Source organism: Microcoleus sp. Pol7_B2 (assembly GCF_036701035.1).
Classification (GTDB): Bacteria; Cyanobacteriota; Cyanobacteriia; order Cyanobacteriales; family Microcoleaceae; genus Microcoleus.
Genome location: NZ_JAUBQB010000095.1, coordinates 1 through 23,121 on the forward strand (window position 1 = coordinate 1; position 23,121 = coordinate 23,121).

Consider the following 23,121-nt stretch of genomic DNA (forward strand, 5'->3'; position numbering starts at 1 on the left):
CTCATCTTTTTTCACAGTTTTACTAGCTTTTTCATTTTCGCCCTTTTTTCATATATTTGCAACAGTGAGATGCACCCAAAAGATAAATCTTCAGCCTCGATATTCTCTATACTAGAAACCAGGTGAATAACTGCTGCCTGACCTTGAGTGTAGTTTTCTACATTGCCACGACTAATAGTATATAGCATCGGAGAGCGCGGAGCAAAATAAAATGGAACATAATCGTGCAAGACTCCACCTTCACCGCACGGAACATAAGTTGTAGCGCGACGATATTGGATATTTTCGTAGGCGATATTAGTGTAGTTAGTTTGTGTCTCAACCATAACATTGTAAGCTAACAATCCACCTTCTGACAGGATAGATTCTAGATTGTCAATGTGGGTGATGTGGTAGATAGGTAATGGCACTGCTGTTATCTGTTTGCTGTTTCAGGTTTAACACATAATTATAATATCTGCTGGTAATTATAATATCTGCTTGGCAGTTAAAGATAAATAATCTTTTACCATTGCTATTTACCAATGCAAAACCTGCTAAATATTCTGTCGAGCACTGATTCTGTCACTTCTTCGCCCGTAACTTCCCCCAATGCTTGAATTGCCCCGCGCAAATCTATCGTCCAGAAATCTAAAGGCAATTTGTTGCTAATAGTCTCCGTGCATTGTTCTAGAGAAATTTTAGCTTTGGTTAAGGCTGCTGCTTGCCGCTGGTTGATTGCTAAATCTGAGTTTGCTGCTTGCAAATTTCCGCCCTTGACAGCATCTAAAATTGCTGTTTCTAAGTCTGCTATGCCTCGATCGAGGGCGGCGGCTGCGGTAACTATACGGTGAGTTTCAGAGCAAAAATGTAGTTCAGGGATGGTGTTTACTAGGTCGATTTTGTTAATAACTATAATTAGTGGGCGGTGCTTTACTTGTTCGTAAATTTCCAAATCTTCCTCTGTCCAACCCGATTGCGCGTCAAGTGTCAACAAGACTAAATCGGCTTGTTTTGCTGCTGCGCGCGATCGCTCTACGCCAATTTTTTCTACCTTGTCTTCGGTTTCTCGAATTCCCGCAGTATCGAGCACCTGCACCGGAATTCCGCCCACAACTAGCTGCGATTCTACCACATCCCGCGTCGTACCGGGCAAATCCGTGACGATCGCCCGATCGCTCTTACTCCACGCATTCAACAAACTCGATTTTCCCACATTTGGCCGCCCAACAATCGCTACTTTCAAACCGATTCTCAACAATTCTCCGCGATCTGCGGTTGCCAAAATTGTTGACAATTCCTCCAAAACATGATTTATTTCCAAAGAAGTTTTAGCTTCATCTAAAGGCGGCAAATCTTCCTCAAAATCAATTCTCGCCTCAATTTCTGCCAGCACGTCCAAACAAGTTGTTCTCAATTTGCGAATTGGCTGCGCTAATTTTCCTTGCAAACCAGCCAAAGCACTTTGTGCAGCAGCAGGCGATTTTGCTCCCACCAAATCTGCAATACTTTCAGCTTGAGTTAAATCGAGCCTCCCGTTCAAAAAAGCCCGCAGAGAAAACTCTCCCGGCTGCGCCAATCTCGCCCCATTTTCCAAACACAACTGCAAGACTTGCTGCACGGCCATAATACCGCCGTGACAGTGAAATTCCACCACATCTTCGCGAGTAAAAGAACGCGGTGCTTTCATGATTAGCAGCAAAGCTTCATCGACTAATTCTTGAGTTTTGGGGCGGCGGACGTGGCCGTAAAGAATGCGGTGAGACTCCCACATTTGCCGTCCTGGGGCGCAAAATAGAGTTTCGGCAATTTTTAAGGCTGCGGAACCGGAAACTCGCACAATGCCGACGCTGCCTTGTTGGGGAACTATGGCAGTGGCGATCGCTGCGATCGTTCCTCCTTTTGTTAGTGATTCAGACATTTTTATTATTCACACATTCAAAATTTTTCTCAATCTCCTGTTTTTGAGTATCAGGCAATTGCTTCTATGTCTTCAAGAGGATAAATCTCTGGTTCCTCATTCAAGAAATTAAAATAGCCGCCAGGAAAGGGCAAGCTTCCCGAGTTTCTGGGCCGAAGGGTAGGGGATATTTGGTAATATTTTTCATGAGATCCGTAATTGCTCGTCGGCTGCCAGAGGTAAGATAACTTGAATTAGGGATTCAACCAGTTGTACCTTCATGGGACTGACCTCCAGATTAATTGTTAAATTATACATATCTCATGGACAGAATAAACAATTTCAGCAATTTTTTTGTAAGATATTAGAAGAGCGTCGTCGCCACGCTTGACTTGCATAGCCAATCCGATCGCCCGTTTGCTCAGTCAGCCGATTTTAGATTTTAGATTTTAGATTTTAGATTGACTCCACAGATGAATCGGGGATCTTCAACTCGGGTCTAAAATTTTGGGTGTGTCACGACTCCTGTCGGAAAGCAAGTATCCGTTTTTGGGAGGGAGTCACGGCCAGCTTAAACTTAAATTACTCAGCCAAATATTTTGGCTATCCTAATTTCATGCGATAATGGAACATTAATAGGGTAGAGGGCAAAGCATGATTGGTCAACTTCTAGACAGACGTTACCGCATCATTAAAGTCACCGACTCAAGTGAGGTGGCAAAAACTTATTTAGCAGCAGATACTCACCGTCCTGGGTATCCGCAATGCACGGTTAGAGAAATGCGGCTACCCGGCACAAGTTCGCAAACTCCAGAATTAGTCAAAGTTATATTTCAAAGAAACGCAGAAATTATTGAAAAATTGGGAAAACACGACAAGATTCCCGAATTATTGGCGTATTTTGAGGAAAATCAAAGTTTATACTTAATTGAAGAATTTATTGCCGGCTCGCCTTTAAGTCAAGAACTAATACCCGGTCAACCTTGGGATGAAGACCAAGTAATTGGTCTGCTATCAGAAATATTAGAAATTTTGGTGTTCATACACGAGAAAGGTTTCATTCACCGCAGAATTCAACCAGACAGAGCGATCCGGCGCGAGTCAGACGGCAAATTTGTATTGGTAGACTTTAGCTTAGACAAAGAAATTAACCCCGAACTTGCTAACTGTCATTTGTTGTCGCAAACCTCCCCGAACTCTGTTAAACGGAATGAGGCAAAAAAACAGGATGTGGCGGCCCAGGAGTTATACGTGCCGATCGAGCAATCAATGGGCAACCCCCGGTACAATAGCGACATCTACGCTCTAGGTACGATCGCTCAGCTTGCCGTGACGGGGCTCTCACCCAACGAACTGAGTGCCTTAAAAAACAACAAAAGCGAAATTTCCTGGCGAAACCGGGCAACTTGTTCGGCAGCCCTAGCAGATATTATCGATCGAATGGTGCGCCCTGACTGCGAAGAACGCTATCAGGAGGCAGCGGAAGTTTTAGCAGACCTCAAACAAATCGCCGTAAAATTGGAGGTTGAGCCGCCGCCAGCCACAATCATCACGCACGCTATGAGTCAACCGCGAAGACAAAGCCAAACCAAACTCCTGCTGTTGGCTGCAACAGCCGCAGCTTTAATCTTGACGGCACTGATAATTTACTTTTGGCAGAGTCAAAGTCCGGCGAGGTCAAAAGAATGGTTAGCCCGCGGCGCTACCAAGGCGCAGCAAGGTGACACAACAGGCGCGATCGCCGATTATACTCAAGCGATTGCCCTGAATGCCAGCGATGCGGAAACTTACTACAAGCGGGCAAACGCTCGCTACGACATGGGCGCAACCGAGCAAGCAATACAGGATTACACGCAAGCAATTAAAGTCAATCCTAGCCACACCAAAGCTCTCTACAATCGAGGTATGGCGCGCCTCGACAGCGGGGACAAGCGGGGGGCCGTGGAAGATTTCACCCAAGTAGTGCGACTGAATCCCAGCGACGGTGAGGCATACTCTCAGCGGGGTTTAGCCTACTACGATTTGGGCGACTACCGCGCGGCAATAGAAGACTACACTCAAGCAATTCGGCTCAGTCCCAACGATGCTACAGCTTACAGCAATCGGGGTTTAGCTCGATCGGCAGCAGGCGACAAAACAGGAGCAATGGCAGATTTTACTCAAGCCCTTCAAATTAGCCCCAAACAAGCTGGCGTATACTACAGTCGTGGTCGATCGCGGTTTAATCTGGCAGATTATCAAGGAGCGATGGAAGATTATACTAAGGCGATCGAATTGCAACCAGATCTCGCTGATGCTTATACCAATCGGTGCAGCGCTTACTTGAATTTGGCCACCTACGACAAAGCGATTGCAGATTGCACCGAAGGAATTCGCCTCGATCCAAAAGATGAAGCAGCTTACAACAACCGCTGCGTTGCTTATCTGAATTTAAAACAATTTCAAAAGGCCAGTGAAGATTGCAGTTTGACGATCGGACTCAACGGCAACAATCCCAAAGCCTACAGCAATCGAGGATTAGCTCGATGGGCTTCGGGAGACAAGCAGGGGGCTGTGGAAGATTTTACTCAAGCAATTCGACTCAATCCCAGCGATGCAGTAGCATACAGCAATCGCGGTACTATTTACTCAGAACTAAAAAATTACCCTTTAGCGGTTGAGGATTTCGCTCACTCGCTGCGGCTCAACCCCAACAATGCTAGCGCTTTTTACAGCAGAGGCCTCGTCCGCCGCCAACTCAAAGACCGTACCGGGGCGATCGAGGATTTTCAGAAAGCTGCAACGCTGTTTCTAGAACAAGGAAGAGCCGAGGGTTTCCAAAAGGCACAAGCACAAATCAACGACCCTAAATAAACTATTAATCCTCAGTCTGATGTTAAAAGAAGAAGAAAAAAGGAAGAAGGAAGAAGGAAGAAGGAAGAAGGAAGAAGGCCAAATTACCAACTCCCCGTTACCAACTCCCCGTTACCAACTCCCCGTTACCAACTCCCCGTTACCACCTCCCCGTTACCAATTCCCAATTCCCGATATGAACATGGTTGGTCAACTTTTAGACAGGCGTTATCGCGTAGTGCAAATTCTCAGCTCGGGTGCTTTCGGACAAACTTATTTAGCTGTCGATACTCGCCGTCCTGGCCACCCTCAATGTGTAGTCAAACAACTGCGCCCTCCCAGCAACACTTCCACAGTTCTCAAAACAGCTTACCGCTTATTTAAACAAGAAGCAGAAATATTAGAAAAGCTGGGAAAACACGATCAAATTCCATTTTTACTAGCTTATTTTGAAGAAGCCAATCAATTCTACCTCGTCGAAGAGTTTGTGCCCGGACACGCCCTAAATAGGGAAATTGTGGCCGGTCAACCTTGGCGAGAAGAACGAGTGGTGGATTTGTTGCAAGAAGTGTTACAAGTTCTCGCATTCGTACATTCTCAGGGAGTGATTCACCGCGATGTTAATCCCTCCAACTTAATCCGCCGCAAACCAGACGGCAAATTAGTTTTAATTGACTTCGGTTCGGTTAAAGAAGTTGCGAATCACGTCAGTGACTACGATACAGAATTTCCGCGAACCATTGCTACTGGTACTCCGGCTTATATGCCGATCGAACAATTTCAAGGCAACCCGCAATTTAGCAGCGACCTCTATGCAGTCGGGATGATGGCAGTCCAAGCTATCACTGGTTTACCCGGTACGGATTTGCCAAAATTGCAAGATCCGAGTCCTTCTCATACGGGGGAAATTGTTTGGCGAAACAGATCTCAATGTTCTGTGGGATTAGCCAATATAATTGACAAAATGGTATGTCACCAATTTGCCAAGCGCTATCAATCTGCGGACGAAGTTTTGGTAGCTCTCAGCAAGTTGAGGCACCGCCAAGAGCCTGTAAATACGGCTCACAAGAAAAGCATTTCTCCCAGCTTAGTGTCTTCTGATAGTTTTTATTCACGTTTGGGAAGTCGATTTGGATTGCTGATTTTGGCGGGCGTCGGGGCGGCGATATTTCTGATATTTCTGTTTAGTTATTGGAGCCGCCCCAATCCGATTAAAGCTAAGGAATATTACGAACAGGGAGTTGAAAAGTCTCGCAATCAAGATGCGGCGGCAGCTTTGCAGGCTTTTAATAAGTCCATTCAATTGAATCCTAAAAATGCTGAGAGTTTTTACCAGCGCGGTAATGCTAATTATGATTTACAAAAGTATCAAGAAGCAATTGCGGATTATTCTCAGGCGATCGTTCTCAATCCTAAATATGTTCAGGCTTATTTTAACCGCGGCCTAGCCCGTCACGATTTTAACGACAAGCGTGGGGCGATTGAGGATTACACTCAAGCTTTGAATCTCCAGCCCAACGATGTGGATACATATTATGAAAGAGGAGTTGCTTATTTAGAACTGCAAGATTACAAGATGGCCATTCAGGATTTTACCGAAGTAATTCGGTTGCAGCCGAACCTTGTTAAAGCTTATCATTCGCGGGGGCTGGCTCGTGCTGGGAGCGGCGATTTGCAGGGGGGGATTGGAGATTATACTGAGGCAATTAAACTTGATGCTAAGAATGTTGATGCTTTTTACAGTCGGGGGAGAGCTCGCTTTCACTTAGGAGATTATCAGGGAGCTTTGGCGGATTATTCTCAGGTAATTGTGATCGATCCCAAGAGTGCAGATGCTTACGCTAATCGTTGCAGTACCCAGTTGAATTTGGGAGCCCATCAAGCGGCAATTGACGATTGTACTCAGGCAATTTCGTTAAGCGAGGAGGATGGGGTTCCTTACAACAATCGCTGCATTGCTTATTTAAATTTGAAGGATTATCCCAAAGCAATTGCCGATTGCACTCAAGCGCTGAAAGTGAATCCGAATGATTATAATGCTTTTAACAATCGTGCTTTAGCTCGCAGCGCTGGGGGTGACGCGCAGGGGGCGATCGCAGATTTTACAGCAGCAATCGGGTTCAATCCCAACAATGCTGAAGCTTACGCCAATCGGGCTAAGATTTATCAGGAGTTAAAGAATTACAATAGTGCGATCGCAGATTACGTGCAAGCTATTCGGATCAGCCCGAATTATGCTGCTGCTTACTACGGTAGAGGCATGGTTCGCCGCTCCTTGGGAGACAAAGCAGGAGCAATTAGCGATTTAGAAAAAGCCGGAAAAATGTTTCTAGATCAAGGACTTACTGGCGGTTACAAAGATGCACAATTTGAGATTGAAAAGCTAAAGTAGTCATTAGTCATTAGTCATTAGTCGTTATTTCTCGGTGTTATATTTCTTATGTAGCAGATTTTTATAATTTTAGATGGCTTCGGGGCGGGTTCACGCTAATCTTTAATACCAACAAAAAATGCAGGTGAACCCGCCCCGGAAGGCTATTATCAATCAATTTTCTGGGTCTTGAAGTCGTTTAACCAATTCATAAAACGGTTCCCAATTATCATCAATAGTTATGGGTTCCCAAACCGCCTCAATCGTCGGTCTCAACAGCGATTGTTCGGGATTGTGCCTCCGCAAACAGTCCGCCATTTTGTCCATATCATCCGCCGACAAACTTTGCAAAACGTGATAATAAAACTGCCGCCAAGGTTCTATCAAGTCCGCCGGTTCCGCCTCGTTAAAAATTAGACTAGCATCATCTCGCCAAGTGCGATCAAACTGTCTTCGCAGTTCAAAAAAGAAATCGTGATACTCAACTTGAGACTCCGCCAGCATTTTAATTGTCACCTTCAACAACTCATCTCCCTCCGCCTCTGGCAAATTTTCAAATCCCAATCTATTTAGCATCAACTGCCGATAAGCTGCATTATAATAATCGCCAAAGTTCGCCAAAGCCCCATCCATATCAGCTTGAGGAATCGCCGCTGCTAGCGGTTCCTGGAGCTTCTCTAAATTGTCCCTACAAATCAACGGTTGATTGCCGTAACAATAAAGACCCGAATAGTCAAAATAAGCGGCTGTAAATTCCGGCTTGTAAGTTGGGATAAAAGCGAAAGGCCCGTAATCGAAACTTTCTCCAGTAATTGACATATTATCAGTATTCAGCACGGCCTGGCAAAATCCTGCTGCCATCCACTGAGCGACTAATTCAGCTATTCGCTTGACTAAATCTGCATAAAATAGCGCATATTTTTCGGCAGGCGAAATACCCGCATTACTTGCTTCTAAATGCAGTTCGGGATAGTAATATTGAATAACAAAATCTAAAAGTTTTTTAGTTAAATCCGGCCTGCGGATATAGTGCAATCTTTCAAAAGTTCCAAACCGGATGTGAGAATGACTGAAACGCACCATTACGGACGATCGCGTTGGAGATGGTTCGTCGCCCCGCCACAAACCCTCCCCAGTTTCAACTAAACTAAAACAGCGAGATGTCCGAACTCCCAACCGGTGCAAAGCTTCGGCGGCTAAAACTTCGCGAATTCCCCCTTTGAGAGTGAGTCTACCGTCACCGCCCCGCGAGTATGGAGTGCGGCCGGAACCTTTAGTGCCGAAGTCGTAAAGTCTGCCGTCAGTGCCGCGAACTTGGCCGTATAAGAAGCCTCTACCGTCGCCTAAATTCGGGTTATATTGGTTGAATTGATAGCCGTGATAGCGAAGTGCCAGAAAAGGACGGACGCAGTGAAATTCGCCGAACGCTTCAATGAAATGTTGGTCGGTTACTTGTGCGGGGTCTAAACCCAATATCGGCAATAATTTGTCATTGCGGAAGCGGAGAATATGCTGCGGAAAATCGGCCGCAGGGACTTCATCGAAATAGTCGCCGCCGAGGGATTCGAGAGCGGGTTCGTAGTTGAGGGAAAGTAAGGGATTTGACATTTTTCTATTTTATCTTGAAATTGTCGATCGCTCCAAATTATATACGGGTACGGTGGGAACTGCATGGGTGTCAAAAATTGCCTCAGATCCTTTGTCTCCCTCATTTATAGCCGAGTTCGATACCCCTCGCATCCTAGCAGGGCTGTTTCATTTTAAAATTTTTGCATACCTAAAGTTTGAGCATGAAACATTAGTTTCTTCCTCGAAGGCTAAAAATTTTACTGTCAATTTTAGTAATAGTTAAATTAACCGTTTTCCTTGTTAAAAATGGGGTTGAATGCTTCATTTTTTTAATTTTAGTGGGATTCACCAACTAATATAGCAATCCTAAATCATTTGTGAATTTCTCACTCCCTCCCCTTGGTAAGGGGAAGGTTGGGGTGGGCTAAAAAATTTACAACTCCTACAAGGATTGCTATATACCTTTTCCTCTATTTAAAATTGGTCAACACTCCGTAAATTGCCCAAATCGCCATCGCGCGCAAATAGTGACTTGCCCGAAAAGTCCCCCCCGCCGTAATCGCTTCCGGCGTCCGAAACTGCAACCCATTTTCATAAATCTGCTTCACCACAGCATCCGTCAATTTAAAAGCTTTCTCCTCCATCCCCATCTGTACCAAAAAAGCGGCTAACCCAAAATTAATCCCCGTCCAAACTTCCAAAGGATGAGTCGCATTCGGATTTTCCGGCGAACCATTCAGCATCACCCCATTCGCCGCACCGAACTCGCCATCGTTGAACTTCAAAAAGCAAGAATCATACACAGTTTCTAAAGCACTGACTGTACATTCTGGCGGCACAATATCCGGCAATCCTAACAGTTTCGCGTAAAACTGACCGCACAGTTGGTCAGCCATCACCACTTCGGAATTACTCTCGCTGTCCAAACGGTAATATTGACCGTTCCACAGTTTTTCTTGATAGCTCGGTCTTGCTTGTAGGAGCCAACTGTGATATAATGCAATCTTTGCTTGAGGGTTAGGAATTATCTGCGGTGCTGCATCTTCCAAGATTTCGCCGATCGCGATCGCAGCCTCCAGCGCCGCCAACCACAAACCCCCGCAATACGCACTGATTCCCCGCATTTGCCAATCATCAAACGTCTGATCCGGTGCTCCAGAATTCTCAGGAATTCCGTCCCCATCCTTATCAAAAGTTTTCAGATAAGCCAAAGCCTCAACAATTGCCGGCCAACACTCTTGCAAAAACTCGCAATCTGTGCCACCAGTCAACAAAAAGTCACGATAAACCTGCAACACAAAATCGCAAGGCAAATCCTTCCACAAATTGCAATCTTGATAGCTAGTATAATTGGTTTTCTCCCAAGGATGTTCGTTAGGAGCACCCAAATCGTGCGGCGTCGCACCGACAGCTTTTCTAATAGCCGAAGCTTGATTCCAGCCAATAATTCTCGGCGTATCGTCTCCGGCTGAAATTGCCCTAGCGAACGCTAAAACCACCGATTTTTCCAAATCAGGCCACAGCATCAACAAAGCAAAAGAACCGTAAAGCCGCACGTCCAAACTTTCGTACCAGCGGTAATCAATGCACTCCAAAACCGCAAATTGGCCCTTGGGATCGCGTTCGTCAGCCGCACTCCAAAGAGTACCGCCGTCTGTCAGGGCGTATAACTCGTTAAACAGCGCCATTTTAAAACTGTCTGACAAATCTTTCCGTTCTAAAATCGGTTTTTGCCAAGCTTCAATATTTTCGCGCCAAGTATCCGAATGCTTCATTGCAGTGCGAATAATCGGCCAAGCATTTTTGCCGTTGCGGCCGAAGAAATCCGTATAGCGGCGGTAGTACCAAACTCCCGATGCAAACTCAGTAACGGGCAAATCCCAAGCTATAATAAAGGGGATTTTGCGAGTTTTTCCCGGTCGAAGAGTAAAGCGAACTGCGATCGCACAAGCCAACTGTTCTCCTGCGGCTGCGGCTGTCTCGTCTTTGTCATCCAACAAGAAACCTTCAGCAGAAAAGTTGCGCCAAATATCCTCGCCATTACCCGCCGGGTTCCAGCGAGTTTGATAGAATACTTCTACCGCCGGATTAGTAATAGTTGCGATCGCCCATTGTCCATCCCCCTCTTGCGGTTCGTCCTCAGCAGTCAACCGCGTCATCACGCACCCGATCCGGTGAAAATCTTCCACCAACAAATTCAAATTTCCGGCACTTTCTCCCCACCGGGGTTGATAGTCATAAAATGGACTACCATCATCTCGCACCATCACTTCCGGCGACTTATTAACATTAGTAAACCAACCCACAATATTTTCCCAAGTCAGCATGATGCTGAGAGTGATCGGCGCATCTGTAGGATTGTGCGCCACCCATTCAAACATGGCAACTGGGTAACTGCTTTCCTGATAATTGTTCGGCAAAATTGGCGAAAATTGCTCGCAGCTTAATTGAGCATGAAACACATTTTCATAAACAAACCAACTGCGCGGATACAAAGCATGATAAGTGCCAGAATTAGACTTTACCCCTCTCCCTTCATCCTGGTGTAGTCTATCCGTTACATCCGTTACCAAATCCGCTGCCGAACTTCCTTCTTCCTCCTTCCTTCTTCCTTCCGATGGATACCATTTCCAACTAGATAAACTGCCATCTGTAGGCGGTTCAGTGGACAGTGCAAAAGCTTGTTTATTGCCTTGAGTTTCTTCAAAAATGCTGAACTGACAAGCGGGCAAACTGCGAAAAATGTGCTCGCCGCCGTCAATGTGCCAGAGGTTGAAGTCGCCACGGGGCGATCGCCCGATGCAGCCGGCACCGAACCCCCCCAGAGGCATTCCGTGCCAGGGCCCGTCGTCGAGATTGCTTGCGTAGCGGACTGTATAGGGATTCTCCCAACCGAGACCGATGGGACGTTTCCAGGTGTGCGGGGGGAGGTTTGGAGTAGATGTGCGATCGTTATTCATGTCAATTGATTTTAGATTTTAGATTATCGATATAGGAATGTTTCAAAGCTTAGGAGTTTTTTGGCGGTGTTAGCAATTATTAATCAATAAATTTTTGCTTAATTTTCATTACTCTAGTTTAGCATTTATGAGATTGTTCGATACGCTTAGAATGACAGATTTGCCTTGAAATGTGTAAGTCTTGTACCTCAACAAAACTCATTAAGAGTGAGTCTTATAGTCCTGGACGCACGGGGGATCGGAAACCCGGATTCTTTCAAAATACTTCGTTACAGCCCGCAAAAACCGCAAAAAACCCGGTTATGAAGGTTTTTATGCGTCCAGGACTATCCTGAAAACTTTATTCCTTCACCTCAGTAAATCCCAAATCAGAACCTTTCCCCGCGTGAACCAGAGCCAACTTTTCGTAACGCTTAGCGTGTTCCACCAACTCGGCAGCTTCTTCCTCAGAGACATCCCGCAGGCGTTTGGCAGGCACTCCCGCAACTAGCGTATGAGGGGGAACGTCCTTGGTGACAACCGCCCCTGCACCGACGATAGAGCCTGTTCCCACCCTCACTCCGTCCAGGACGATCGCCCCAATCCCGATCAGACAGCCCCGTTCAATGTAAGCTGAGTGAATCACCGCTCGGTGTCCGACTGTCACGAAATCCTCCAAAACCGTCGGTTTCCCCGGATCGCCGTGCAGAATTGCTCCATCTTGGATATTGGTACTTGAGCCGATCGCAATTCGCTCTATATCCGCCCGCACCACCGCCCCGTACCAGATACTAGCGCCTGCAGCCACCTCAACCCTGCCGATCACAACAGCGCCTTCAGCGACAAAAGCCGCTTGGGATAGATCAGGCCTGTGCCAAAAGGAAGGAAGTGCAGACAGAGATTCGTTGAGATTGCTCATTTGCGATCGTTATACTTCTAGCAGATTAGCTGGTTGTTGATACGGGATATAATAAAAGTATTTGGGACTTTTGCAGAGAAAATATGCTGGGACGCAAATAAATGATTGAAGTTGCCTTGCAATACCCGATGTTTGGCCCGGAAATTCAGTGTCCCCACTGTCGCCAAACAATTCCGGCTCTAACGCTAACGGATACCTATTTGTGTCCGCGTCACGGGGCATTTGAGGCAGATCCAAAAACGGGGGAACTGGTTCACCTTCAGTCTGGGCGGCACTGGCGCCGCTGGGAGAATGAATGGTATCGCCAGCACACACACCCGGACGGGATTCGGTTTGAAATTCACGAAGCGCTCGATCGACTCTATACTCAAGGCTACCGAGCAACTCGCGTGATCGTTGCTCAACGCTATCGGGACTTAATCAGCGCTTATTTGGAACGCAGCACGCCTTGGCGCGGTCAGTCGGAATCGCCCCGGCCGAGACTGTACGGTTTGCCTGTGGATTTTAGCCCCGATCCTCAAGAAGACCCTTGTTGGGAAGTGATTAATTTTGATTTGGAAAAAGAGCCGGGAGTTCCGATTAGATATCCCTATTTTCGGTTGTTTGAATAAGTTAATAAGTGAAGGAAGAGGGAAGTTCGGCAACGGATTATGTAACGGATGTAACGGATGTTAGGAAGAGGGAAGAAGGCTCTATTGCTTTCGCGCTAAAGATGCTGCGACCGTTTATAATTCCGAATTCCGAATTTACCCTCTAAAATCTCAAATCCAAAGCTGTAATTCCTACTTCCATTCTCAAATCTTAAATCTAAAATCTAAAATCTAAAATCGAATGCACCACGCCTCGATTCGCACTGCTAACATACACCGGGCGATCGCCTTTTACGAACAGTTGGGATTTACTGTGAGCGATCGCTTTACCACAGGTTACACCCTAGCCTGTTGGATGGAAGGTCTCAACGGACGCATCGAACTAATTCAAATCCCGGAACCAAAACCCGCACCGGATGCTTTCGGAGACGAGCATTATGTTGGATATTATCATTTATCTTTCGATTTAACTGAGGCGACAACTGACTTGCCTAGCTGGTTGCAGTCTCTGAAAGAACGGTTTGAGGAAGCTGCTAAAGACCAACCAAACCAGTTTCAAGCTTTAAAAGTTTTGTTAGAACCGACTCAACAGGCGATCGGGCAAAATGTTTACGAAGTAGCTTTTATTGCCGATACAGACGGTTTGCCCTTAGAGTTTATCCGGCGCATGAATCACTAATTAAGTCGGAAATCCCATCAGCGTGCATCTGTGTTCATCTGCTGATATCTGCGGTTAAAAAATCCCCATCCCACTAATTTGCTTTAATCAGGATATCAATTAACCAATAACTTAACTAGAAGGAAGAAGGAATAATGCTCATAGAGCCAGCTTTTTAACTATCTGTATCTTACGTTGCATCACGTCAATTTACTTAATACCCCCTAACAATAAGCATAAAAACAAAACCCGCTGGCGCGGGCTTCATCTTCATCCTTATGGTTAATAAATTAAGGTTTCAACTACTTACTTTTTGGGAACAAGAACCTCATTAGCGGCCACGGGACGCGCCGAGGAAGCGGTATTTTTCAAAAGTGCGATCGCCTGCGCGTAGCAAGGATCATCCTTAGTCGCAACCAACATCGGTTTGTTAGCTAATTTCAGCTTTTGTTCGTCGGTGACTTCGACTTTAACATCGGGAGTAACCCCCTTTTGGCTGATATCCGTACCGTTGGGAGTATAGTAGTGAGCGATCGTCACCGCCAATCCCGAACCGTCAGCCAAAGAATGCACCGACTGCACCAAAGCTTTGCCAAAAGTTTGGCCGCCCATCACAGTTGCGCGCTTGTTGTCCTTCAGAGCCCCGGCCAAAATCTCGCTGGCGCTGGCCGAGTTGTCGTCCACGAGCACCACCAAAGGCTTGTCAGTGAGCGCAGTGCGATTTGCCTTCATTTCCTGAGAATCGCCCGCGCGATCGACTGTGCGGACGATCGCCCCTGTATCCATCCACATCCGAGCGATATCAATGCTCACTCGCAGCAACCCGCCCGGATTGCCCCGCAAATCCAAAACAAAAGCGTCAGCTTTCTGATCCGAGAGCTTTTTAATCGCCACCTGCATTTGTTCGCCCGCGTGGGAGCTAAACTCTTGCAAACGGATGTAACCGACATTCTGGCCGCCTTCATTCTTGAGGCTGTAGCGAACCGCAGCTACCTCAATTCTCGCCCTAGTCAAAGTGATGTCAAACTCGCTTTTGCCCTCACGAGCAATCCGCAGCGTGACTTTTGTGCCTTCGTCGCCCCGAATTATCTGAGCCGCATCCGAGACAGTCATGCCTTTGGTAGTTTTGCCGTCTATCACCAAAATCCTATCGCCCGCTAGAATCCCTGCCTTCAGGGCCGGGGAATTTTCCATCGGCTCGACTACGGTAATCACTTTCGTTTTCTCGTCTTCTTCGAGCCTCATCCCCACCCCTGTCAGTTCCCCAGAGGTTTGATTCGTCAGCGCTTCGTACTGCTTCGGGTCCATGAAGCGCGTGTACTGATCGTTTAATTTCTCTAGGGCTTTGCGGAGAGCGGTGTAAGCAGCTTCGCGAGAGGTATAGTTTTTGCTCAACAGTTCTTGGCGGGTCAATTGCCAGTCAGTCTTGTTAAAGCTGCCATCAACATACTCTCGGTTGACAATTTGCCAAGCTTCGTCTAAGACAGCTTTGGGGCTATCTTGAAGCTCGGCGCGGACTGATTGGCTCAGGCCGGGAACGAGTAAAGATATCGAAGCGGTTGTTGCCATCGCCCCACTGAACAGGGCTGCCTGTAATTTAGAAAAGCGTCTGCGGGCTTGATTCATTGAATTTGGCTCAATTCGATTTTAGATTTTTGATTTGAGATTTTATATTGCTAAAAAATCTCACACTACTACTTAAACTATTGTGTGGAGGCTCCACCATCCCTTTGGACAGTTTAACGAGATTTATTGTCGATCGCCAACCAATTATTACTATCTTTCAATAAACTTAATTTAAAACTTGGATTTATAAAGTGCCGTGGAAGCTAAAATCGAACAATTTTCGCGTAAGTGGTTGAGCCTGCTGGTTAATGGAGCTATCGGTCTAGCAGCGCTGGCGGGGGTCGTTGCCATGCAGTCTAGCGGGGAGTTGGGCGGAATGTCCGCAGTTCGCGTTCAGGGGCAAAAGCCGCTCTCTGCAATGTCTGATGCCAGTTTCAAGCAAGCCGCACAGCAAGAAGCGCAGCAAGAAGCCCTGCGGCTGAAAATGCTCAAAACTATCCCTAGTTTTGGATTTGACAATTTAATTGCAGATTGGACATTTCTCAAATTTTTGCAGTATTTTGGCGACGACGAAGCGCGAGATGTAACGGGCTACAATCTGAGCCAAGATTATTTTGACATAGTTACGCAGCGCGACCCGCGGTGGGCTGACATCTACCTGTTTCTTTCCACAGCCATTTCTTTTTATCAGGGAAAGCCTGAAACTGCTGTTAACTTTATAGAGCGTGGTACTAGGGCCCTTGCCGTTTCGCCGCAACTTCATTCCCAATCCTGGATAGTGTGGCGAACTAAAGGTCTTGATGAGTTGCTGTTGTTGGGGGATATTCCCGACTCAATTCGCTCTCACGAAATGGCCGCTGATTGGGTGGAAGGAACCCCGAAAGGGCCGAAATTGGCGCCGATGTTTCGAGCAACTGCTGAGTTTTTGCGCCGAGATCCCGATAGCGTGCCGGTGCGGTTTACTGCTTGGAGTACGGTTTATGCTCAAACAACTGATAAGGTGGTGCGTCAAAGGGCCAAACAAGCTCTTGTCAAGTTGGGAGCTCAGGTGCAAAAAGATCAGGATGGAAACGAGAGTTTTATTTTGCCCCCTCGAAAGTAGGTGACTGTTGACGGTTGACTGTTGACTGTAATTCTCCAATCTAAAATCTAAAATCTCAAATCGGCTTGAGTTAGTTCGCGCCATTCACCGGGTTTTAGACCTTCCAGACGCAAAGGCCCGATCGCACACCTGACTAGCCGCAGCGTCGGAAACCCTACTGCTGCGGTCATCCGGCGCACTTGGCGGTTGCGGCCTTCTGTGAGAGTCATTTCCAGCCAAGCTGTGGGCACGTTTTTGCGAAATCTAATCGGCGGTTCGCGGGGCGGCAAAGGTGGTTCTTCTAACAATAATTGCACTTTTGCCGATCGAGTCCGATAATCTTGAATTGTGACACCTGTCTGCAAAGCTGCGATCGCACTTGCATCGGGAATTCGTTCAACTTGCACCCAGTAAGTGCGGGGATGAGCGAATTTCGGGTCACTGAGGCGGTGCTGCATTTGTCCATCATCGGTTAGCAGCAACAAACCTTCACTATCGCGATCGAGCCTTCCTACTGCATAAATGTTAGGAATAGGAATATAGTCTTTGAGAGTGCTGCGTTTAGTCTCGCTGGAGTTGTCAGTGAATTGAGTTAAAACATCGTAGGGTTTGTAAAATAGAATGTAACGATAAGGCATGACAATTAAACAATAAAAATGTACCAACAGTGCGATATAAAACGATATAACACCCCAAACAAACCCCTTTATCTCTCTCTTTTCTCCCTCCTCTGCGCCCTCTGCGGTTCCTAAAAAAATAAATCTTGTTAACCAACGATTCAAACCTGCTATAAAATATTCAGCCTTTAAGAGCCTCGCAAATCTCAACTACCCAATTTTACCATGCCCGAAGCCACACACCGCGTTTGCATCGTCTTAGGAACTCGCCCGGAAGCGATTAAACTAGCCCCAGTAATTCAACTGTTCAAAAGTTCTCCAACCTTTGACACCCAAGTAATTTTAACCGGTCAGCACCGAGAAATGGTCGAGCAAGTAATGCGAATGTTCGATCTAAAAGCCGATCGGGATTTAGCAATTATGCAGCACCAGCAAACTTTGACAGATATTACATCCCGGAGTTTGCAGGGCTTGGAAGCATTGTTTAAAGAATTGCAGCCCCACATCGTCTTAGTTCAGGGCGATACAACGACTGCATTTGCCGCTACGTTAGCTGCATTTTACCAGAAAATACCCGTAGGTCACGTAGAAGCCGGATTGCGAACAGATGACGTATTCAATCCTTACCCCGAAGAGGCTAACAGACGGTTGATATCTCAGCTCACACGGCTGCATTTTGCCCCGACAGAGCTGGCCCAAGAGAATTTAGTGCGATCGGGCGTTTTGGGAGAAATTCACCGCACAGGCAACACAGTAATCGATGCCTTGCTTTCTGTCGCCAAACGCGAACCAGAATGCAACATTCCCAATTTAGATTGGAGCAAATATCGAATTATCTTAGCAACAGTTCACCGCCGCGAAAATTGGGGCGAACCCTTACAAGGAATTGCTCACGCCTTTCTCCAAATCTTAGATAAATTTCCCGACACAGCTTTACTGCTACCCCTGCACCGAAATCCCACTGTTAGAGAACCTTTGCAAGATCTTTTGGGCGACAATCCAAGAGTATTTTTAACAGAACCTTTAGATTACGCAGAATTAGTAGGAGCGATTCAGAGATGTCATTTAATCCTCACAGATTCCGGCGGCTTGCAAGAGGAAGCACCTAGTTTGGGCAAGCCAGTTTTAGTATTGCGAGAAACCACAGAAAGACCAGAAGCAATTTCCGCAGGCACAGCTAAACTTGTGGGTACGAATTCTGATACAATTTTCACAGCAGCGGCAGAATTGCTAAGCAATTCCGAAGCATACAACGCAATGGCAATGGCAATTAATCCCTTTGGTGACGGTTTGGCAGCGTCGCGGATTTTGAAAATTGTTGAAGAGTATTTTAGTGAGAAGACAATTGACAATTGACGGTTGACGGTTGAGAGTGAGTCGAACAACTGAAAACCCATTCTCAAGTATTTGTTAGCTGAGTCCGATCTATGGGAATCTCAATCACAAACTTCGTGCCTTTGCCCAGGGTGGAATCACACCAGAGTTTTCCTCCATGCTTTTCCTTCACCACCTGATAGCTAATGGATAATCCTAATCCTGTCCCCTTGCCTACGGGTTTAGTAGTGAAGAAGGGATCGAATAGGCGCGATCGCACTTTCTCTGGAATGCCCGTACCGTTATCGGCGATCGCAATCTGCACCCACTGTTTTTTTGTTTTGGTAGTCTTAATAAAAATCCGATTCGGTTGGTCAACAATATCCTGAAAACTACGTCCTTCATTGCTCTCTTCCAAAGCATCGATCGCATTTGATAGCAAGTTCATAAACACCTGATTAAGTTGACCTGCATAGCATTCTACCAACGGTAACTCGCCATATTGTCTGACTACTTCAATGGTTGGGCGTTCTGGCTGGGCTTGAAGGCGATGTTCTAAAATCATCAAGGTGTTATCAATGCCTTCATGGATATCGACAGCCTTGAATTCCGAGTGATCCAGACGAGAAAAGCTACGCAACGAAACCACAATGTCCCGAATGCGACCGGTGCCAATTTTCATCGACTTAAGAATCTTAGCGAGATCCTCTTTTAAGTAGTTTAGATCCACATCGTCTAGGTCATCTTGAAGTGATGGGGACGGGTTGGGATAGTGCTGTTGATAGGCATCTAGTAATCGCAGTAAGTCATGGATGTGATCGTTGAGATGAGACAGGTTGCCGTAGATAAAGCTGACCGGGTTGTTGATTTCGTGCGCTATCCCCGCCACCATTTGCCCCAGTGCCGACATTTTTTCGTTATGCACCATCTGACTCTGGGTGCGGTGCAGTTCTTCAAGGGTACTCTCTAGTTGTTGCACCTGTTGGTTCAGTTGCTGATCGCGAGCTATAAGTTGCTCTGCCATACTCTTAAATCCCTGAGCTAAAAGCCCCACTTCATCCTGACTATCAACCGGAATAGCAATGGCTAAATTGCCTCTGGCCAATTCCTGGGTTGCCTTAGTCAGTCTTTGAATGCGATGGCTCAGAGTTTGGGTCAGACGGAAACCTCCGATCGTCACAACTGCGATCAGGACACTTCCCAATAGCCCAAAGCTACCCACCACAAACCACAACCGCTGTTGTGCTTGCTCGATTTCCTTGGCAGAATGCAGTACAGCAATTTTGAGAGTTGCCCCATCGAAACCTTGTAGCTTGATTGTTTTGATCAGGTATGATTCACCAGCAATCCCGATCTTAGTGGGCAACCCGTCTGGCTGGGGAAATTGCCAAGACTGATCGCGGTTAAGTGGCAAAGTAGCAGCCGTTACCTTCTCGCCGTCAAAAGCCACCAAATGTATGGATGTGTCGCCGCGAAGCGACTGGAGCGCTGTGTCGTCCATGGCTAATCCCGCAACCAAACCAGCTAGGATCTTTTGAGATGATTTGATTGATATTAACCCAATCATGGAAGCCGGAGCCCAGTTTTCTGCCAGGAGAACTGCCGGTAACTCTAGTCCGGTTCGGGCGGCACGGTTCACAGAGCCATCCTGCAATCTCGCCTGTCTTATTGCTCCCAACTGTGAAGACACTAAGACTTGACCATCAGTGTCAACTATTCTGATCAAATCCAGTTTAAAACCCGCTTGGATTGGTAATACTGTCCGCAGTAATAAAGGGCGATCGCCCTTTATTACTGCTGTGATGACATCATTATTTTCACTCACCGAACGGGCTTTCACACGGAGTGATTCTTGCCTTTGCTTTAGAGTTTCCTGCAGCATACTAGCCAGATCCACGATCTCCCTTCGCCCCATTTGTTCTAAGTTGTTTCTAGCAAAATAACCAAAACCCAAGGTTCCGACAGTCCATAGACTCAGAAATGCCAACAACAGAGGTGATAACAACTTGACGGAAACGGGTAACCGCGCGTATCTGGACTGGATGGCCATAGCTCTTAATTCTTGGCGGATTGGCTCACGGAAATAAAGCCAGACTCCTCCATCGCGTTGATTCCGGGCGGACTAGAGATGTATTTAATTAGCGCTTGGGTAGCCTCTGAAGGTTTTTTGTGCCACAGAATTGAAATTGTCCGAACCATCGGATACTTGCCCGCTTTGACATTTTCTCGTGTTGGTTCAACCCCGTTGAGGCTGAGGCGGTTGACAGGTAGTTTTTCGGAAATGGCGTGAGCCAGGGAAAAGGTACCGATGCTGTAAGGAGTGCTTTGAATTGCGTCGATCAATTCCCCTTCTTTCCGAAATACGATTGCTTCTAATGAATTCTTTAAATCTGCTCCTAGGTAATATTCCCGCAAGAGTCGCTTGGCAGATTCATCTTCTGGGCGATCGAGCAGTACAATTTTAGCATCGGTTCCTCCGAGTTCCTTCCAGTTGGTGATGCTGCCACTATAAATACCTTTGAGGTCTTCAGTCGTGAGGTTTTTCACCCCTGTGACGCTGGGATGAGTGGCAACTAAAAGGGCATCATGAACCACCTCGCTAGACTCTAAGGTTCCATCATTTTCTTCTGGCTTTAATTTTTTCGAGATTACACCTAGATCGACTAATGTCTGTTTAATCCCATCAATTATATTTTCAGACTGCCCCGGTTCTAGCTGGGTAATTTTGACGTTTTTTGCGGTAGCTTCGTAGTTGGTTTGCAGCACCTTAATCACACCCAACGTGCTGCTTGACCCCCCAACTTTGATCGAGGTTTGGGTTTGCGTTGCCGCAGTCGTGGGCGCTGTTGTGGTGGTGGCACTGCTGGTCGTCGTACTGCAACTGGGCAGCCCTAGGAGGGCGATCGCAGTTAAAGCTACGCTAAGTAAATTCTGTTTCATGTTCAAATTCCTATGATACTACGCTATTAAAGATGAGCTGGCTACTCAAAAATCGAGTTTTTGAAAATTTTATCGCGCTTGCAACTCGATCAATTAATTTTTAATTTTTTACCAGAAAAATTGATATCTCACGGTTGATTTCACCCTACTAAATTTTATGCTAAATAATTAAAACTTGCAATGAGTCGAGCGCCACGTTTTGTGATGCTGTTTGATATGATTAGCGACCGCATGATAGTTATGATAGATGCGATCGCAGACAATCAAGCCTGAGCGATTAAAAATTACTGTTACAGGTAAATCGGGAACCTTTTATACTGAATAATTTATCTTAATTGCCAGTTACAGATATTTTTTTTTAGATTCATACATCGATTTGCCATCGATCTAAAACGACGAAAATCAGAAATCATTTGATTTAGAGGGACTTAGACAAAAATTGAGGCGAAAATGGCTTCAAACCTAGATGGATTGGATCGAGACTTTGTGATGGAATAGGCATAAATCTAGTATTTACAGGGGTTTCAGGCCTTGTTAAGTCATCGACCTCTTTCCTTTGCGAGTGCGAACCAGAGGTTTTAAGCTTCTAGAGGGGCCTGAAAATGTCTAAGTCCCATTAGGTGAATTTCGGTGCTGTAACTGAGAATGTTTGCCTTGCCAGTTATATCTTTTTAAGGAGAGGGAAATTGTGGCTGAAAATTGCTGCTGCCTTTATAACCGGATAAAATAGCAAGTTTTTCCAAAGATTGCCGGCCCGTGTAATATTTCCCCCGAATTTCCCAAGTGGGATAAGCTTTAATATTGGCAGCTTTGCACAAATCTGGTTGAGCATCTTTGCCTCTGGGATCGCACTCAATGTAAGTAATGGCGGTAAATGCTTCTTTGCCGAAAAGTTCTTGTTGAGTGTGACAGTGAGGACACCAGTAAGCACCGTACATTCTAGCTTTGATTGTCTGCAAATGGGTTGCTAAAGCTATTTGATCCGGCACGGATTCGCTGCGAATAGGTGGCGCTTCTTGTTCGGTAACAGGCTGTGCGAAAGGGGGAGGAGGAGGGAGGGTTTGTGCTAATTTTTGAGTGGATTTATTGCTGAAACTGAACTGTGCAATTCTTCCGTCTGCTTTGGTAGTGACGAAAATCCCCAAAGTCAGAAAAATGCCGATCGCACAAAAGTTGAATTTACTTAGTCTCATCTTGGATTTCATCTTGAATTTACTAGGATTTCGCGAGCTTGATTCATAGCCTCTACAGCAGTGTTTACCACAAAGATGTTAAATTGTGCTAAACCTTTTAAAAAAATTTGACTTTCCGCGCTGTGATTTAACAATATAACTTGTTTGTTAGCTTTGAGGGCGAGGGCAATTTCCGAAGCTGTGGCCGTCCCCATACCGCAGGCAATTATTACATCTGAAGAAAGAACGTTAATGTTATTTCTGGCGTTTCCCATATCGGTGACAATGGCAATATCTACAGCTTCAGAAAGGCCGCGAGTGTCATTTCCCGGAAGGATGCCGACTGTTAAACCGTTAGCTGATTTTGCTCCTTTGTTGGCGGCATCCATGACGCCGACATTTCTACCGCCAGTTAGCAATATCCATCCTGCTTCGGCGATGAGTTGTCCGAGTTGATAGGCGTTTTCTAAGTCGGTTGATGTGGCACTATCGCCGGGGCCCATGATGCCAATGATGATTTTTTTCATAGTTTTGGGGTGGATATATCGCATTTTTGAAAGAGCGAGAAATCTTCTGAATCTCGCTGAGAAACGGATCTATAGTCATTTCAAATAAGTATGAGACACTCTTTCTGCACAATAAGCACGAATAACTTCATCAAGAGATGTGCCAGG

General features: G+C 46.2%; 17 protein-coding genes. 6 read left to right on the top strand and 11 right to left on the bottom strand.

Annotated elements, in window-relative coordinates; genetic code table 11:
* Positions 1-11: 11 nt before the first annotated feature.
* Both QUA57_RS25100 and mnmE read right to left on the bottom strand, forming a co-directional pair.
* Positions 12-410, bottom strand: coding sequence for a DUF4433 domain-containing protein (locus QUA57_RS25100; RefSeq protein ID WP_333064332.1), 399 nt, complete (start codon positions 408-410; stop codon positions 12-14).
* A 104-nt stretch (positions 411-514) separates the two neighbouring features.
* A complete protein-coding gene (gene mnmE, locus QUA57_RS25105; RefSeq protein ID WP_333064333.1) occupies positions 515-1,900 on the bottom strand; it encodes a tRNA uridine-5-carboxymethylaminomethyl(34) synthesis GTPase MnmE in 1,386 nt (461 codons plus the stop codon).
* Between the two features lie 633 nt (positions 1,901-2,533).
* Between mnmE and QUA57_RS25110 the strand changes: the two genes are divergently transcribed.
* Both QUA57_RS25110 and QUA57_RS25115 read left to right on the top strand, forming a co-directional pair.
* Positions 2,534-4,732: a tetratricopeptide repeat protein gene (locus tag QUA57_RS25110; protein ID WP_333064334.1), complete on the top strand. Its 2,199-nt coding sequence runs from the start codon at positions 2,534-2,536 to the stop codon at positions 4,730-4,732.
* A gap of 19 nt (positions 4,733-4,751) precedes the next feature.
* Positions 4,752-7,103, top strand: coding sequence for a tetratricopeptide repeat protein (locus tag QUA57_RS25115; RefSeq protein WP_333064336.1), 2,352 nt, complete (start codon positions 4,752-4,754; stop codon positions 7,101-7,103).
* A gap of 153 nt (positions 7,104-7,256) precedes the next feature.
* Here QUA57_RS25115 and QUA57_RS25120 read toward each other — a convergent pair whose 3' ends face one another.
* From QUA57_RS25120 to QUA57_RS25130, 3 genes are all read right to left on the bottom strand, one after another.
* Positions 7,257-8,690, bottom strand: coding sequence for a protein adenylyltransferase SelO family protein (locus QUA57_RS25120; protein WP_333064339.1), 1,434 nt, complete (start codon positions 8,688-8,690; stop codon positions 7,257-7,259).
* Positions 8,691-9,121: 431 nt separating this feature from the next.
* Complete coding sequence (locus tag QUA57_RS25125) at positions 9,122-11,611, bottom strand: GH116 family glycosyl hydrolase (RefSeq protein ID WP_333064341.1); 2,490 nt, start codon at positions 11,609-11,611, stop codon at positions 9,122-9,124.
* Positions 11,612-11,951: 340 nt separating this feature from the next.
* Positions 11,952-12,509: a gamma carbonic anhydrase family protein gene (locus QUA57_RS25130; RefSeq protein ID WP_333064342.1), complete on the bottom strand. Its 558-nt coding sequence runs from the start codon at positions 12,507-12,509 to the stop codon at positions 11,952-11,954.
* 101 nt (positions 12,510-12,610) lie between these two features.
* Here QUA57_RS25130 and QUA57_RS25135 point away from each other — a divergent pair, with 101 nt between their 5' ends.
* Positions 12,611-13,120, top strand: coding sequence for a TIGR02652 family protein (locus tag QUA57_RS25135; RefSeq protein ID WP_006631343.1), 510 nt, complete (start codon positions 12,611-12,613; stop codon positions 13,118-13,120).
* Positions 13,121-13,340: 220 nt separating this feature from the next.
* Complete coding sequence (locus tag QUA57_RS25140; RefSeq protein WP_333064343.1) at positions 13,341-13,778, top strand: VOC family protein; 438 nt, start codon at positions 13,341-13,343, stop codon at positions 13,776-13,778.
* Between the two features lie 285 nt (positions 13,779-14,063).
* Here QUA57_RS25140 and ctpB read toward each other — a convergent pair whose 3' ends face one another.
* Positions 14,064-15,383 carry a carboxyl-terminal processing protease CtpB gene (ctpB, locus tag QUA57_RS25145; RefSeq protein WP_333064345.1) on the bottom strand — a complete coding sequence of 440 codons (1,320 nt, stop codon included), beginning with the start codon at positions 15,381-15,383 and terminating at the stop codon, positions 14,064-14,066.
* 196 nt (positions 15,384-15,579) lie between these two features.
* Here ctpB and QUA57_RS25150 point away from each other — a divergent pair, with 196 nt between their 5' ends.
* On the top strand, positions 15,580-16,425 hold the full coding sequence (locus tag QUA57_RS25150) for a hypothetical protein (protein ID WP_333064346.1): 846 nt from the start codon (positions 15,580-15,582) through the stop codon (positions 16,423-16,425).
* Positions 16,426-16,472: 47 nt separating this feature from the next.
* Here QUA57_RS25150 and QUA57_RS25155 read toward each other — a convergent pair whose 3' ends face one another.
* On the bottom strand, positions 16,473-17,042 hold the full coding sequence (locus QUA57_RS25155) for a pseudouridine synthase (protein ID WP_333064347.1): 570 nt from the start codon (positions 17,040-17,042) through the stop codon (positions 16,473-16,475).
* A gap of 204 nt (positions 17,043-17,246) precedes the next feature.
* Between QUA57_RS25155 and wecB the strand changes: the two genes are divergently transcribed.
* On the top strand, positions 17,247-18,377 hold the full coding sequence (wecB, locus tag QUA57_RS25160; RefSeq protein WP_333064348.1) for a non-hydrolyzing UDP-N-acetylglucosamine 2-epimerase: 1,131 nt from the start codon (positions 17,247-17,249) through the stop codon (positions 18,375-18,377).
* A gap of 43 nt (positions 18,378-18,420) precedes the next feature.
* On the opposite strand, the gene QUA57_RS25165 is transcribed toward wecB, so the two are convergent.
* The 4 genes from QUA57_RS25165 to QUA57_RS25180 all read right to left on the bottom strand — a co-directional run bounded on the left by QUA57_RS25165 (position 18,421) and on the right by QUA57_RS25180 (position 22,974).
* Complete coding sequence (locus QUA57_RS25165; protein WP_333064349.1) at positions 18,421-20,385, bottom strand: ATP-binding protein; 1,965 nt, start codon at positions 20,383-20,385, stop codon at positions 18,421-18,423.
* A gap of 5 nt (positions 20,386-20,390) precedes the next feature.
* Positions 20,391-21,275: a substrate-binding domain-containing protein gene (locus tag QUA57_RS25170; protein ID WP_333064351.1), complete on the bottom strand. Its 885-nt coding sequence runs from the start codon at positions 21,273-21,275 to the stop codon at positions 20,391-20,393.
* Between the two features lie 671 nt (positions 21,276-21,946).
* The gene (locus QUA57_RS25175; RefSeq protein ID WP_333064352.1) at positions 21,947-22,468 is read right to left on the bottom strand and encodes a hypothetical protein; all 522 of its coding nucleotides are present in this window, start codon (positions 22,466-22,468) and stop codon (positions 21,947-21,949) included.
* Positions 22,469-22,476: 8 nt separating this feature from the next.
* Positions 22,477-22,974, bottom strand: a complete 498-nt coding sequence (locus tag QUA57_RS25180; RefSeq protein ID WP_333064353.1) for a TIGR00725 family protein — start codon at positions 22,972-22,974, stop codon at positions 22,477-22,479.
* Positions 22,975-23,121 lie beyond the last annotated feature (147 nt).

What these genes read in the sequence shown, in the direction of transcription:
- ctpB (WP_333064345.1), bottom strand. Translation starts at nt 15,383, where the DNA reads ATGAATCAAGCCCGCAGACGCTTTTCTAAATTACAGGCAGCCCTGTTC.
- QUA57_RS25115 (WP_333064336.1), top strand. Translation starts at nt 4,752, where the DNA reads ATGTTAAAAGAAGAAGAAAAAAGGAAGAAGGAAGAAGGAAGAAGGAAG.
- QUA57_RS25130 (WP_333064342.1), bottom strand. Translation starts at nt 12,509, where the DNA reads ATGAGCAATCTCAACGAATCTCTGTCTGCACTTCCTTCCTTTTGGCAC.
- mnmE (WP_333064333.1), bottom strand. Translation starts at nt 1,900, where the DNA reads ATGTCTGAATCACTAACAAAAGGAGGAACGATCGCAGCGATCGCCACT.
- QUA57_RS25140 (WP_333064343.1), top strand. Translation starts at nt 13,341, where the DNA reads ATGCACCACGCCTCGATTCGCACTGCTAACATACACCGGGCGATCGCC.
- QUA57_RS25180 (WP_333064353.1), bottom strand. Translation starts at nt 22,974, where the DNA reads ATGAAAAAAATCATCATTGGCATCATGGGCCCCGGCGATAGTGCCACA.
- QUA57_RS25170 (WP_333064351.1), bottom strand. Translation starts at nt 21,275, where the DNA reads ATGAAACAGAATTTACTTAGCGTAGCTTTAACTGCGATCGCCCTCCTA.
- QUA57_RS25110 (WP_333064334.1), top strand. Translation starts at nt 2,534, where the DNA reads ATGATTGGTCAACTTCTAGACAGACGTTACCGCATCATTAAAGTCACC.
- wecB (WP_333064348.1), top strand. Translation starts at nt 17,247, where the DNA reads ATGCCCGAAGCCACACACCGCGTTTGCATCGTCTTAGGAACTCGCCCG.
- QUA57_RS25120 (WP_333064339.1), bottom strand. Translation starts at nt 8,690, where the DNA reads ATGTCAAATCCCTTACTTTCCCTCAACTACGAACCCGCTCTCGAATCC.
- QUA57_RS25135 (WP_006631343.1), top strand. Translation starts at nt 12,611, where the DNA reads ATGATTGAAGTTGCCTTGCAATACCCGATGTTTGGCCCGGAAATTCAG.
- QUA57_RS25165 (WP_333064349.1), bottom strand. Translation starts at nt 20,385, where the DNA reads ATGGCCATCCAGTCCAGATACGCGCGGTTACCCGTTTCCGTCAAGTTG.
- QUA57_RS25175 (WP_333064352.1), bottom strand. Translation starts at nt 22,468, where the DNA reads ATGAGACTAAGTAAATTCAACTTTTGTGCGATCGGCATTTTTCTGACT.
- QUA57_RS25125 (WP_333064341.1), bottom strand. Translation starts at nt 11,611, where the DNA reads ATGAATAACGATCGCACATCTACTCCAAACCTCCCCCCGCACACCTGG.
- QUA57_RS25155 (WP_333064347.1), bottom strand. Translation starts at nt 17,042, where the DNA reads ATGCCTTATCGTTACATTCTATTTTACAAACCCTACGATGTTTTAACT.